Annotated in this window: 8 protein-coding genes; 3 read left to right on the top strand and 5 right to left on the bottom strand. The window is 53.9% G+C overall.

From position 1 onward, the window contains the following. Positions 1 to 51 precede the first annotated feature (51 nt). Both JR338_00515 and JR338_00510 read right to left on the bottom strand, forming a co-directional pair. Positions 52 to 1458 carry a citrate (Si)-synthase gene (locus JR338_00515; GenBank protein ID QRN84316.1) on the bottom strand — a complete coding sequence of 469 codons (1407 nt, stop codon included), beginning with the start codon at positions 1456 to 1458 and terminating at the stop codon, positions 52 to 54. 53 nt (positions 1459 to 1511) lie between these two features. Then, a complete protein-coding gene (locus JR338_00510; GenBank protein ID QRN83274.1) occupies positions 1512 to 2312 on the bottom strand; it encodes an IclR family transcriptional regulator in 801 nt (266 codons plus the stop codon). Positions 2313 to 2458: 146 nt separating this feature from the next. Here JR338_00510 and icd point away from each other — a divergent pair, with 146 nt between their 5' ends. Both icd and acnA read left to right on the top strand, forming a co-directional pair. Further along, positions 2459 to 3766, top strand: a complete 1308-nt coding sequence (gene icd / locus JR338_00505) for an NADP-dependent isocitrate dehydrogenase (protein QRN83273.1) — start codon at positions 2459 to 2461, stop codon at positions 3764 to 3766. A gap of 7 nt (positions 3767 to 3773) precedes the next feature. Further along, positions 3774 to 6446: an aconitate hydratase AcnA gene (gene acnA, locus JR338_00500; GenBank protein ID QRN83272.1), complete on the top strand. Its 2673-nt coding sequence runs from the start codon at positions 3774 to 3776 to the stop codon at positions 6444 to 6446. Between the two features lie 2 nt (positions 6447 to 6448). Here acnA and JR338_00495 read toward each other — a convergent pair whose 3' ends face one another. Then, positions 6449 to 7306 carry a hypothetical protein gene (locus JR338_00495; protein QRN83271.1) on the bottom strand — a complete coding sequence of 286 codons (858 nt, stop codon included), beginning with the start codon at positions 7304 to 7306 and terminating at the stop codon, positions 6449 to 6451. Between the two features lie 130 nt (positions 7307 to 7436). On the opposite strand from JR338_00495, the gene JR338_00490 reads away from it, so the two are divergent. Next, positions 7437 to 8477 (top strand): aminoglycoside phosphotransferase family protein, encoded by a 1041-nt coding sequence (locus JR338_00490; GenBank protein QRN83270.1) that lies wholly within the window; start codon positions 7437 to 7439, stop codon positions 8475 to 8477. Positions 8478 to 9669: 1192 nt separating this feature from the next. Here the strand turns inward: JR338_00490 and JR338_00485 are convergent. Further along, positions 9670 to 11103 (bottom strand): glutamate--tRNA ligase, encoded by a 1434-nt coding sequence (locus tag JR338_00485; GenBank protein QRN84315.1) that lies wholly within the window; start codon positions 11101 to 11103, stop codon positions 9670 to 9672. 72 nt (positions 11104 to 11175) lie between these two features. Then, the gene (locus JR338_00480; protein ID QRN83269.1) at positions 11176 to 13617 is read right to left on the bottom strand and encodes a hypothetical protein; all 2442 of its coding nucleotides are present in this window, start codon (positions 13615 to 13617) and stop codon (positions 11176 to 11178) included. Positions 13618 to 13814 lie beyond the last annotated feature (197 nt).

Here is a 13814-nt window from a genome sequence, read left to right as displayed (position 1 = left end):
TGTGTTTATCTTGAAGGTGTTCATTTTCCTCTAATCAATCATTTCAGTAGGTCAGACTTCCGAGGCAAACGTGTTGATCTCCGGGGAGTTCACGCTCATCAGCGGTGTGATAATCTCTTCGATGCGATCCGTGGTGAATGAACGCGGCCTTTCAATCGGCTGCCCCAAGGCCCGGGCCCAAACGGCATGCGCCGTTAAGCCCAACAAGCGGCTGGCACCAAACAGCACCGTGCAGAATTCCGGTTCGATCCCATAATGATGCTGCAACGTGCCGCTGATGGCGTCCACATTTGGCCAGGGGTTATTCACCTTACCCAGTTCGCCCAGCACCTCCGGTAGCACCTCATAGACCCGTTTCACCAATTGGAACAGTGGGTCCTCCGGCATATATACTTCCGCAAAACGGTATTGCGCAGTGAAGCGGGTATCCGTCCGCCGCAGCACACCGTGACCGTAACCGGGGATCACCATACCCTGCTCGAGTGTCTCCAGGGCGAAATCCTTCAGTTCCTCCTGGCTGGGCAAGCCGCCATATTGTTCTCGTAGAGCCTGCAGCCAGCGCAGGGTTTCCTGGCTGGCCAGCCCGTGCAACGGCCCAGCAAGCGCATTCAGCCCGGCGGAAGAGGATAAATACAGGTCCGAAAGCGTCGAACTGACCAGATGCGAGGTGTGGGCACTGGCGTTGCCGCTTTCCTGGTCGGAATGCAAGGTCATAAAGAGCCGGCAGAGGTCTTTATAATCCGGGTCATCCCCTTTGCCGATCATGTGCGCGAAGTTCGCGCTCCAATCCAGGTCAGGGTCAGGGATGGCTTCCGCGCCGTCCCGATATTTCAGGTTGTAAATCGTCGCGGCCAGGGTCGGCAGGTTGGCCGTGATCTTCAGTGCATCCGCCAGCATCGGCCGCCAATATTCATTGCGGTCAATCCCTTCGTGATAGGCCTTGGCTGCCACCGATTCCGGCTGCATCGCAATGATCGCCTGGGAGAACAGCGTCATCGGGTGCGTACTGGCAGGCATCGCCTTCAGCATATCCACCACGTAACCGGGCAGTCCCTGCTCCTGCCGCCAGAGGTCTTCCACTGTCATCGCATCGTCATGGGTTGGAAACTCACCCACCAGCAGCAAATGATATAAACCACCCAGCAGGGGAAAATCCGACCCTTCCACCTTGGGCAGTTTCTGCAGCAGTTCATCCACTGAATAACCTCTGATCAATAGCCCAAGGGACGGATCAACATGGGAGATTTCGGTCACCAGGGCAAAGAGACCGCGCATGCCGCCATAAACGGAAGCAACCGTGATCTCGCCGATGGGCTTATCGCCATATTGGCGCAATAACCGTGTCAAGCGGTCATGCCAACCAGGCAATTGAGCGGCGATCCTATCTTCTATGGTGAGTTTTGATCTGGATTTTAGATCTGGATACGCTGAACTAACTTTATTTTTACGACTATTCATCATAACACCTCGCAATATTTTTTATACAGGGTTCAACCGGTAAAAGGTGGCGGCTACCGAGGCCGCCCAGGCTGAACACCCTTTCGATGTTGCTGAGGGTTATAACCAAGCAATCGGGAGACCTGCAATCCGGTTCGGATGCAGTTAGTGGAAAATTTTTCGATCTTATCCTGAGTGAAGCGCTGGGTTGGGCCGGAGATTGTCAATGCCGCGACCATTTGGCCGCGCTGATTGAAGATCGGGGCAGCCACACCGGAGGCATCCACCGTCCATTCACCGTGGCTGAGGGCATAGCCGCGTTCGAGGATCAAGGCACATTCCTCTCGCAGCTTGTCCGGGTCAGTGATCGTCATTGGCGTGAAGACCTTGCGCTCCTTGGTCTCAAAAATAAGGTCGCGCTGTTCCTCGCTCATGTAGGCGAGAAATAGCTTGCCAGCCGAACCGGCATGCAGCGGCAGATAGCGGCCCACCCGGGCAACCATCCGCACGTTTTGTTCACTCTCCAACCGTTCCACGCAGACGCGCTCCATACCTTCCAAAATATACAGGCTGATGGTCTCGCCAGTGAGGCGCTGGAGGTCATAGATGAATGGTAGGGCTACCCGTCGAACATCCACCGTGGCGGTATAGATTTCCGCCCAGGCCAGCACCTTCCCCGCGAGGGCATATTGGCGGGTTTCCATATCCTGAACCAATAGCCCCAGCTCTTTCAATGAAGCCAGGACCCGCCCGGTGGTGCTGGAAGAAATCCCCGTCATACGCGCTGCTTCCCGGACGCCCAAATAAGGTTCGTCCTTGGAAAAGCAATCTATCAATCGGATAGCATTAGACAGCGTGCTGGAGGGTTTTGTCATTGATCTCCTAACTGTCCCTTTATATGGGACAGTGTCTCATAATTAGGTGTTATCATGATTATAAAGTTGGACACAAACATCTGTCAATAACTAAAACAAGCGTTAACCCACTGTTATCATTAGGATTATCACCCTCAGGAGCAATCATGGCATCACCTTTCTTTACCCTCCCGCCTAACGGAGAATCCATCATTCTGGAAAACGGCAAGTTACAAATCCCGGATCACCCCATCATCCCCTTTATTGAGGGTGACGGCGTTGGACCGGATATCTGGCAGGCAGCCCGCCCTGTGCTGGATGAAGCAGTTCGGCTGGCCTATGCCGGCAAACGCAGCCTGGCCTGGATGGAAATCCCCGCCGGTGGCAAAGCGCTAGCCCAGCTTGGCACCCCGCTCCCCCCTGAGACAGTTAAGGCCATCGCCAGGTATCATGTCGCCATTAAAGGTCCTTTGACCACGCCTGTCGGTCAGGGATTCCGCTCGCTGAATGTCGCCCTCCGTCGGGGATTGGACCTCTTCGCCTGTGTCCGCCCAGTCCGCTGGATTCCCGGCGTCCCCACCCCCGTGCGGCAGCCGGAACTGGTCAATATGGTGATCTTCCGTGAAAACACTGAGGATATCTATGCCGGGATTGAATTCCAGGCAGGCAGCGAAGTCAATGCAGCCTTTCAAGCCTGGCTGGCGAACAATCAACCTGAGGAATTTGCCAAGATCCGTTTCCCGGAGAGTTCCGCCTTCAGCATCAAGCCCATTTCCCGCCAGGGCAGTGAGCGCCTGATCCGCGCCGCAATAAACTATGCTCTGGAACACGGCCGGAAGCGTGTCACCCTGGTGCATAAAGGCAATATCATGAAGTTCACCGAAGGGGCTTTCGCCAGCTGGGGCTATGACCTGGCAGAGCGTGAATTCGGCGATCAGGTCTATACCCAGCGCCAATTCAATCAAACCCAGTCCAGCCTGGGAGAGGAAGCAGCCGAAGCTGAGCTGCAGGCTACCCTGGCAGCCGGTAAGATCCACGTCAATGATGTGATCACCGACGCCGCCTTCGAGCAGGCCCTCACCCGACCCGCGAGCTTTGATGTGATCGCAACGATGAACCTCAACGGCGACTATCTTTCCGATGCGCTCACTGCCCAGGTGGGCGGGTTGGGGATGGCTCCCGGGGCAAACCTTAACTATGACACCCAAACCGCCCTTTTCGAGGCCACCCATGGCACCGCACCGACGCTGGCCGGCAAAAATCAGGCCAACCCCAGTTCATTGATCCTTTCCGGCCAACTGATGCTCCGCTATCTCGGCTGGCATAAAGCTGCAAACCTGGTTGAAAAAGGGCTCACGGCAGCCATCGCTGCCAAGACCGTCACTGCTGACCTCCAGCGCCTGATGCCTGAAGCAGAAACGCTATCCACCAGCGCCTTTGGGCAGGCTGTCATCAATCAAATGCAATCGTTATAGACTTTTCATGGAGACCCCTATGGTAAGCACACCCGCCAATCACACCCCCGCTTTCAACTTGCTGGATTTTGCCGGTGAACGGCTGACCCAATTACCCTTTTCCCTGCGAATCCTGCTGGAAAACGCCCTGCGTCACAGCGCCCATGATCAATCCGCCTCGCAGGCCGTGGATGCCATCCTGAACTGGCAGCCTCAGGCAAAAGACCGACCGGCGGTTCCCTTCTATCCCGCCCGTGTCCTGCTGCAGGACCTGACCGGCGTGCCATTGGTGGTGGATCTGGCCGCCATGCGCAGCGCCTATGCCCGGCTGGGAGGCGACCCGGCCGAGATCGCGCCAAAAATCCCGGTGGACCTGGTGATTGATCACTCGGTTCAGGTGGATTTCACCGGCAGCTCAGATGCTTTTTCCCGCAACATGGAACGGGAATACGAACGTAACCGTGAACGCTACCAGCTTCTGCGCTGGGCGCAGGAAGCCTTCGACAATTTCCGGGTGGTTCCACCCGGTAAAGGCATCATCCACCAGATCAACCTTGAAAGCCTGGCCAGCGTGGTGACCTCCCGTGAGGTGGATGGAGTCGAATCCGTTTTCCCCGACACCCTCGTCGGCACCGATTCGCATACGCCCATGATCAACGGACTGGGCGTGCTGGGCTGGGGTGTAGGCGGCATTGAAGCCATCGCCGCTTTGCTGGGGAAGTCCCTTGAAGTGGTTCTGCCGGATGTGATCGGCCTTGAACTGATAGGCGCACTCCCCACCGGAGCAACACCTACCGATCTGACCCTGACCATCGTGGAACGCCTGCGGCAGGAGGGTGTGGTCGGCAAATTCATCGAATGTTTTGGAGATGGATTGGATACCATCTCCATCCCCGACCGGGCCATGATCGCCAACATGTCCCCCGAGAGCGGCGCCACAGTGACCCTCTTCCCGGTGGATCGGTGGACTCTGGATTATCTTCGACTGACTGGACGAAGCCCGGAGAACGTGGCACGGGTGGAAAGCTATTGCCAAACTCAGGGCTTGTTCCGCCAAACCGGTGACCCGGCGCCGCGCTTCACTAAGGTCATCCAAGTCAACCTGACCGATGTACAGCCCAGTGTCGCCGGGCCATTCCGCCCCAATGAACGAGTCACGATTCCCAACCTCAAGGCGGACTTTGAAGCCCATCTTGCCCGCGCAAAGATGGACAAAGGTTTTGGCCTGCATCCTGGGACCGATAAAGCGGAAGTGCCAGTTAAAATCGGAGATGAAACATACACAATAAATCATGGCTCACTGCTGATCGCCGCGATCACCTCCTGTACCAATACATCCAACCCCACCGTAATGCTCAGCGCAGGGGTCATGGCAAAAAGGGCACTCGAACGTGGATTAACCGTTAGCCCTATTGTTAAATGTTCATTGATGCCGGGATCCCGTGTAGTGACTGCTTATCTGCAAAAAGCGGGTCTGCTTGATTCGCTTGATAAATTGGGGTTCACCCTGGCAGGCTATGGCTGCGGCAGCTGCATCGGCAATTCTGGTCCGCTGCACCCCCGGGTTACCCGAGCCGTGCGAGATTCCAATCTAGTGACAACCAGCATCTCCTCCGGTAATCGTAACTTTGAAGGCCGCATCCATCCTCTGACCCGCGCCAATTATCTGGCTTCACCACCATTGGTGGTGGCTTATGCTCTGGCCGGCACGGTGGATATTGACCTTGAAACCGAACCTCTGGGAACGGATCAGAACGGGCAGCCGGTTTTCCTGAAAGAGCTGCTGCCGGAGGAATCCGAAATCAAGGCCTTAATGAAAGCCATCCAGCCGGAACTCTACCAGCAGATCTATGCCGACTTATTCACCGGTGACGCCAAATGGCAATCGGTTACACCAGGTGAGCCTTCCGCCCTGTTCCCCTGGGATCCACAATCAAGCTACATCAAAGAGCCACCTTATTTTGAAAATTTCACGCTCACCGAGACCCTTCCCCCGCTAGACGACATCCTGGGGGCGCGGGTACTGGCCCTGTTGGGCGATTCGGTCACCACTGACCACATCTCCCCCGCCGGGGCGATCCCTGCCGATAGTGCTGCAGGATGGTATCTCTATGACTTGCGAATTGCAGATAAGGATTTCAATTCTTTTGGGGCTCGACGCGGCAATGACCAGGTGATGGTACGCGGTACTTTTGCCAACATCCGCCTGCGCAACCGACTGACCCCTGAAAAAGAAGGCGGTTACACCCGCTTACTGCCGGATGGCAAGATCATGACGATCTTTGAGGCTTCCCAGGCCTACCAGCAAAGGCAGACGCCCCTGATCGTGATTGCCGGAAAGGAGTATGGCACCGGCTCCAGCCGGGATTGGGCCGCGAAGGGGCCGCTGCTCTTGGGCGTGCGGGCAGTGATCGCCGAATCCTATGAGCGGATCCACCGCTCCAACCTGGTCGGGATGGGAATTCTGCCGCTGCAATTCGAAGCAGGCCAAAACGCTGTTACCCTGGGCTTGACCGGTGAGGAAAAATACACAATTAGTGGCTTGTCGGAATTAGCCCCTCATGCCGTTTGTACAGTCCAGGCGGAAAGGTCAGATGGCAAGGTGATCGAGTTCACCGTGATCGCCCGCGTGGACACCCCCGCAGAGGTTGACCGGATCCGCACCGGTGGGATCATGCAGGAAGCCCTTAACGAAGCCTAAATTCAAACCTTGGCCTTCTCCATGAAGGTTTTCAATCGATCATAGTCCCCCGGCAGGTCCATATCCATTCCAAATCCTGCCTCGGGGATGATCACACTCTTGATTCGGATGCCAAAGGCAGTCCCAAGGGCTCGTTCACCATCCGCAAGGGTTGCCAGCCCCAGGCTGTATTTTGCCAACAATCCCCAGGAGTTAGGTTTCCGGCCGATTAATTTCAGCATAGGCCCCAGACTGATATTTTTCTTTTGGCGGTTGATCTTGCGGCGGCGCTGGTTCAAGTTGCCAATTAAGGTCTCCTGCACCCGGATCATGTGCGGACTGAGCGCATAGAGTTCACCGGCGATCACCTGATGATCCCGGAAACGGGCAACTACCCGCCCCGAGCCAGGGAAAGCTGCCTCCATCACGTCCTCCGGCACCAACCCGACCACGAAATCCATCCCAGGATGATAAGTCAGCCCCTGCATGAACAGGTCCACCTGTTCCTTTTTCACGCCCGGCGCATCACAGGAACTGATCGCAATCATCTCCGGGCTTTCACCCTGCGCTTCCAGATAAGACAAGCCCTGAACAAATTTCTCAGACACGTTGGCTGTTGATTTAACCGGTATAAAGGAAACCGGTACATCCGGCGTGATATCCTCCTCGGCGAGGCCAAGCAGGTAGATCTTTTCAACATAGGGGGATTGAGCCAGGGCTTCCAGCTGCCATTCGATCAGCCGCTTGCCCAGAAATGGCAGCATGGCTTTGGACTTGTATTTCCCCTCCGGGTCCAGCTCGATCATCATTTTTCGACGGGTGGCATCCCGCCCACACATCATAAAGACCGGATATTTCTTGAATGCAGTTGTCTGAGACATATAAGCCTCCTTAATCCAAGCGACAGGCAACACCCAAATTTGTTTGTTAACCCCTCGGTCTATACCTTCATTATACGCTCAATCTACGCATCCCTTCCTTCCCTGCTATAATCGAATTGAGGAGCCCGCCATGCCCAATCTCTCCATCCAGGAATTCCTTCCCCAAGCGATCCGTTATCTGCAGGAAGCCCAGCCAGAGGGCATCCCAGATTGGGGCGCGGACCAACCCTTTGAGGTCAGCCCCCTGGCGCAAGGGGAATACAACCTCAATTTCCTGGTGCGGCAGGGTAAAACTCAATGGGTACTGCGGGTAAATTCCCGCTCTGAGATCGGGCTTTCCAACGCTGAGCAGATAAGCTATGAATATCAGACCCTCAAGCTGCTGGCACCGATAAACGTCGCCCCCCAACCCTATTTTGTGGATGCCAGCCTAACCCATCTCCCCCACGGCGTGCTGGGAATGGCCTACTGCTCCGGTGACTTTCTGGTTTATCAACGCGACCTGGTGCCCGCCGCCCGGTTGATGGCGCGCTATCACCAACTCGCAGTTCCCGAAGCGCAGAACCACCTCCGCCGGGAGGAATACCCCCTAACCCAAACCTACAACCACTGCCGGCAAATGGCGCAAGTCTACCTTGAGTCGGAACTGGCAAACCTGGAGCTGAGCATCTATTTGCGAGAGGTGCTGGATTGGGCCGAGGAAGCCCGCCACCGCGAGGACTATTTTTTACACGCCCCCTGGCAGTGCCTGATCAACACCGAAGTGAACAACACCAACTGGATCGTGGACCGCACAAACGGCGCCATCCATCTGGTAGATTGGGACAAGCCGATGTGGGGCGATCCCTCTCATGACCTGTCGCATTTCCGCGTGCCCACCACCACGCTTTGGAAAACGGATTACCGCCTTTCACCCGAGGACATCAAGCAGTTGATGACCGCCTACAAGGATGCCATCGCTGACCCCCACCTGCGGAATACGATTGAAGAGCGCACCCGCCTACGGGACCCTTTCAACTGTCTGCGCGCCATCACCTGGAGCGCAATGGCCTGGGTGCAGTACCAGCGGGATGAGCACCTGGTAAAAAATGCGGACACCTTCCGTAAATTGGATCTTTATACAAATTTAGAATTCGTGCGAAGCATCTTTGATCCGTATTTACATTCCTAACCTTCTCACTAACCGAGTTTATATATCGCGAAGTCAATGATATGTTTTATTCGTCCAATACTGACAGTCAAGAATAATTTTGCCATCGCTTCGGATGCTCCCCGCAGTAACAATGCACATTGTAGGTCACGCTTCCAGCGTGACAATTTAATTTGTACCACTCACGCCGTGTTTCACAGCAAACATAAAGCATTCCAATATCAAAGAATCGTCATGCAGGTTCGACCTTCGGTCTCACCATGCATGACCTACAAATTCTAAAATATTACGATACGAATCGGTTTGTCATTGCGAGGAACGAAGCAATCTCCTGAATGTTAGGATCTTCATCAAGGATTGCTTCGCGAAGCTCGCAATGACAAAATGTAGAAAACACAATAAGGTCGTTCTGAGGTTGGTGGGCTTCCTCGGCCAGGCCATGGTTATTATCGCTGATAACATGCCGGAAGAATAAAAACACTCATTCGTTTGTCATTGCGAGGAACGAAGCAATCTCCTGAATGGTAGGATCTTCATCAAGGATTGCTTCGCGAAGCTCGCAATGACAAAATGTAGAAAACACAATAAGGTCGTTCTGGGGTTGGCGGACTTCCTCGGCCAGGCCATGGTTATTTATGCTGATAACATGCCGGAAGAATAAAAACCCTCATTTGTTTGTCATTGCGAGGAACGAAGCAATCTCCGTAATGTTTCGATCTTTATCCAGGATTGCTTCGCGAAGCTCGCAATGACAAAATGTAGAAAACACAATAAGGTCGTTCTGGGGTTGGTGGGCTTCCTCGGCCAGGCCATGGTTATTATCGCTGATAACATGCCGGAAGAATAAAAACCCTCATTATCTTGTCATTGCGAGGAACGAAGCAATCTCCTGAATGGTAGGATCTTCATCAAGGATTGCTTCGCGAAGCTCGCAATGACAAAATGTAGAAAACACAATAAGGTCGTTCTGGGGTTGGCGGACTTCCTCGGCCAGGCCAGGGTTATTTATGCTGATAACATGCCGGAAGAATAAAAACGCTCATTATCTTGTCATTGCGAGGAACGAAGCAATCTCCTGAATGGTAGGATCTTCATCAAGGATTGCTTCGCGAAGCTCGCAATGACAAAATGTAGGTCATGTGGAGCGAAGCCCACGTGACAACAAAAAAACGCCGGAGAAAACCTCTGGCGTTTTATCTTCATTTTCTTTATGTTACCCGGCTGCGGCTTCCAGCTTGGCGATCCCGGCTTCCACCCGCTTGAGAGTCTCTTTTCGACCAAGGATCTCAGCCAAAGCTGTTGCGCCACCCGGTGTGGTGGGCACGCCCGAAAGTGCGGTCCGGATCGGCCACATCACCGTCCCGGTCTTGAAGCCGTTTTCCTTGCCGAACTGCTTCAACATCTGGAACAGGTTGTCATTATCAAAAGTCTTGATATCCGCCAGCAAAGGCAGCACGCCTTTGAGCACCGACAGACTGCTCGTCTGGTCGGATTTGGATTTGTCGTGGGTATAAAGGTCCACGTCATATTCCGGCACCTCAACGAAGAAGGCCACCATCTCGGGGATATCGGTCAACTTCTCCGTTCGCACCTGCAATAATCCGCTGATCTTCAGCCTATCATAAGCGGAAAGCTCCGGTGGATAATAGGTGGAGACTAACTCGTGAAAGGCTTCCAACGAAAGCGCACGGACATGCTCACCATTCAGCCAGGTCAGCTTATCAAATGAGAATGCGGCGCTGGACTTATTGATCCGGTCAATGGAGAAGACCTCTTCCAGTTCTGCCAGGGTGAAGAATTCCTGATCATTCCCCGGGCTCCAACCCAGCAGCGCGATGTAATTGACAATCGCTTCAGGCAGATAACCCATCTTGACCAAATCCTCAAAGGAAGGATCGCCCAGCCGCTTGCTGAACTTAGTGCCATCTTCCTTGATGATCAAGGGCAAATGGACATACTCAGGGATTTCCCAGCCGAAATTCTGATAGAGCAGGTTGTACTTCGGTGTGGAGGAAAGATATTCCTGCCCGCGCATCACATGCGAGATCGCCATCAGGTGGTCATCCACCACATTGGCGAAGTTATAAGTCGGGAAGCCGTCCGATTTCAACAGGACCTGATCGTCCAGTTGGGCATTCTCGATGGTGATCTCACCATAGACATGGTCCACAAAAGTGGTGCTGCCCTCATCCGGGATACGCTGGCGGATCACGTAGGATTCACCTGCGGCCGTCTTCTCTTCGATTTGCTCAGGGGTCAGCAGCCGGCAGGGGTCCCGACGGGCAAGTTTATCCTCGCCCTCAGGCTGATCTTCCTTCTTGCAGAAACAGCGGTAAGCCGCACCCATGTCCAACAGTTCCTGGGCATATTGCTTATAGAGCGGCAGACGGTCCGATTGGATATAGGGGCCATAACCACCATCCTTATCGGGGCCTTCATCGTAGTCCAAGCCAGCCAAAGCCAGACCTTTATAGATTGCGGCAACAGCCTCAGGGATGTTGCGAACCTGATCGGTGTCTTCAATTCGTAAAATAAAAACGCCGCCATTACGACGCGCGGTCAGATAGGCATAAAGTGCCGTTCGCAAATTGCCGATGTGCATATAACCCGTTGGGCTGGGCGCAAATCGTGTTCGTACCATAGAAATAAAATACCTTTCCTACATATTAATATTCAAACGTATCTTCAGTAGCAAAATCGTACCACAAACAGAGGAGACCTACCATTGCTCCAGCAAGGTTTGTGGAATTATGTAGATCTTGACATTACCTTGGGCGAACCCAAGATCAAGATTCTGTTCAAATTTAGCCGGATTGATGGCATAGGCACTGTTTTCCAGCGAGCCAACAAAGATATAGCGGATGTCATAAAGCCGGATAATGCTCAAAGCCGTTTCCCAATCCGCGGTTTCATAAAGGGTACGGATATCCGCTTCCCGGTTACCCACTTCATCATAACTACCGCGCCATTGGCCCTCATGCCCCGGCCATCCCAGCACGGTCGGCTGACCGGAGAAAGTTGCCACCCGCGCATAGGAGGAATACTGCCCGCCTACCGCCTCGGCCACAGCGCCCTGTTCTGCCTCTTCAAGCCAATCAATCGCAGCCGCCTCGTCCGGCTGATAGAGCGCCCAATAGGCGCTGGCATCCAGTGTGAATCCTGTGCCAAAGTTGAAATTATCCGTCTTATCCGGATATGCGAAAACAGAGAAGGACAATCCCATCGCGATTAACAGCACAATCACGATTCTCGACACCCAGGAACCCTTCCTGAGAAGCACCACCGAAGCATAAGCCGCTGCCAACGACCACAACATCCAGGCCTGATAATAGAACTTGAAGATGGTGTTCATCCGGGTCCCAAAATTATCCCGGAGGTAAATAAATTCAGGCGCCAGCACCATCAGACCGCCTAAAACAACCATCAGAAGCACGAACCCGATCGGTCCCTGTTCCTGCTGTTCCTCTTCCGAATCGTTTTTCTGCATTCTCCCGATCAAGAAAGCCAGGCCAATCACCAGCAATGTCACAATAGTGAGCAGACCGAACCCATATTTCAGGCGATGAACCAGTGCCGCCGTAAACAAGCCCAAAACGGAGGACTGACCCTGCTGTACGATCAACTGCTGGCCAAAGTCTGTCCAATAAATCCCTAAAGCTATGGTCACCACGAGCACTGACAATAGCAGGCTCAGTACCCCAACCAAGAACACGCTCCAGAGCCAGTTAGCTCGCGCGCCTTTACGCCAAATCCGACCGATGAAGAGGAATATCGGGATTAATAGCGTTCCGAACATCACCCAGAGATACAGGCCGCGGGTTGGATTATACACATTTGGCAGGATACCGCCTGCCTGGGATTGGAAACTAACCAGGAAGGGCAGATTAAGAATGAAGGACAATACGCCCAGCGGAATCGTCAGGGTCAACACTTCCCCGATCCGTTCGCCTGCCCAGCCCTTAACTTTCACCTGGCGGAGCAGGAATGCCCCGACCAGCAAGCTGAAATACACCGGCAGGTCCCAGGTATTCATGAAGATGATCCCGCCGACCAGAATGGCACTAACAAAGAACAGATCCCATTTAAAGGGAATGGGCAGCCCAAATAGGCTAATTGGTTTATCCTCATCCATTGCACCCTGGTAAATATTCAAAGCCAGGTTGATGACCAGCATCACAAAGGGCATCACCAGCACATGTGGGTGCAGGTCACCCAGCACATAAGAAAAAGCCGGGAATTCATCAATGGGTGATAACGGGCTGACCACGCCCATCAAATCAATATCCTGCAACACTCGGGAGGACTGCCACCACCACCAAAACCGATGCGGGATTAATTGCAGCGGTTCACTGGGTGGGTTCAGCAGGGCTTCAATGTTGATCCACTGCCAGAAACGTGAGGTCCCCGTGGCCAGGTCCCAACCCACACCCATTTGGTGCAGCATTTCCAGGACCACTTCCAGGTTACCCACCAGCAGCAGAAAGATCGGTCCGAGTAGAGCCCAACCGATCACATTTTTAAACCCTTTATCCGTCTTTTGGAGTGCGGAAAGCAGGTCATAAAGCACGCCATAGGCCCCCACAGAGCTCAGGGCGAAAACGGCACTTAACATCAGGTTGAAGGCAACGCCCCCACTGGTGGCCGTGACCTTGGCGAGCATGGCGGCGATGATATAGCCAAAATGATAATAAGAGATGGCATAGCCGGAAAGCCAGGGGTCATGCGGCGGGAAGGTCTCAGAATGGAGGATGGCATTAATGAAAGCCAGTTCCATTGGCTTCTCTGTGCCGGAAGCCGCCGGGTTGGCGGCCCGAACGACCACCATGAAACCGAAAGCCAGCAGGAAGACCAGTTCCGTCACCAGGATCAGCCGCCAATGGCCCTTAACCCAGGCCCAGATCTCCGTCCATCGCCCCCACCCGGACCTGACCGAGATGCCCACCAGCAGCGCCAACACCAACAAAATGGCGCCGGATTGATTCTGCAGGAGGCCCAAACTTGCCAGCAGCCAGAAAGCGAATCCCCAGAGGATCAGCCCCAGAATGCGGCTAATGGCATAGCCGCGGTCCGCCACCTTGCGGAACAGCCGAAATGTGAGGGGAAAGGTCAGCCAGCCGAGGACGACCAGCAAAAGATACCAAAAGATGATTTGCCAAATCATGCCCATATCCTTGATCGGTGTGTTTGTTTATAATTACCTCAAAACAGGCACCCACCTGAAGAGTGGTTTCATTATAACAAGATCCCCCTAATTCTATCCCTTTTGGCATGCAGGATGCACCATTAATTATTTCCGGGAACTCCCGAAGCATTCTGGACGTTAATGCCAGTAGAATATAATCTAACTGAGGATAAATT

This window comes from Chloroflexota bacterium (assembly GCA_016887485.1).
Taxonomy (GTDB): domain Bacteria; phylum Chloroflexota; class Anaerolineae; order Anaerolineales; family Anaerolineaceae; genus Brevifilum.
The sequence above is the reverse complement of the archived record's forward strand: the minus strand, read 5'-3'. Positions and strand labels throughout refer to the sequence as shown.

Excerpts from the sequence above, each read along its gene's own strand:
- acnA (QRN83272.1), top strand. The coding sequence starts at position 3,774 with ATGGAGACCCCTATGGTAAGCACACCCGCCAATCACACCCCCGCTTTC.
- JR338_00515 (QRN84316.1), bottom strand. The coding sequence starts at position 1,458 with ATGAATAGTCGTAAAAATAAAGTTAGTTCAGCGTATCCAGATCTAAAA.
- JR338_00490 (QRN83270.1), top strand. The coding sequence starts at position 7,437 with ATGCCCAATCTCTCCATCCAGGAATTCCTTCCCCAAGCGATCCGTTAT.
- icd (QRN83273.1), top strand. The coding sequence starts at position 2,459 with ATGGCATCACCTTTCTTTACCCTCCCGCCTAACGGAGAATCCATCATT.
- JR338_00510 (QRN83274.1), bottom strand. The coding sequence starts at position 2,312 with ATGACAAAACCCTCCAGCACGCTGTCTAATGCTATCCGATTGATAGAT.
- JR338_00480 (QRN83269.1), bottom strand. The coding sequence starts at position 13,617 with ATGATTTGGCAAATCATCTTTTGGTATCTTTTGCTGGTCGTCCTCGGC.
- JR338_00495 (QRN83271.1), bottom strand. The coding sequence starts at position 7,306 with ATGTCTCAGACAACTGCATTCAAGAAATATCCGGTCTTTATGATGTGT.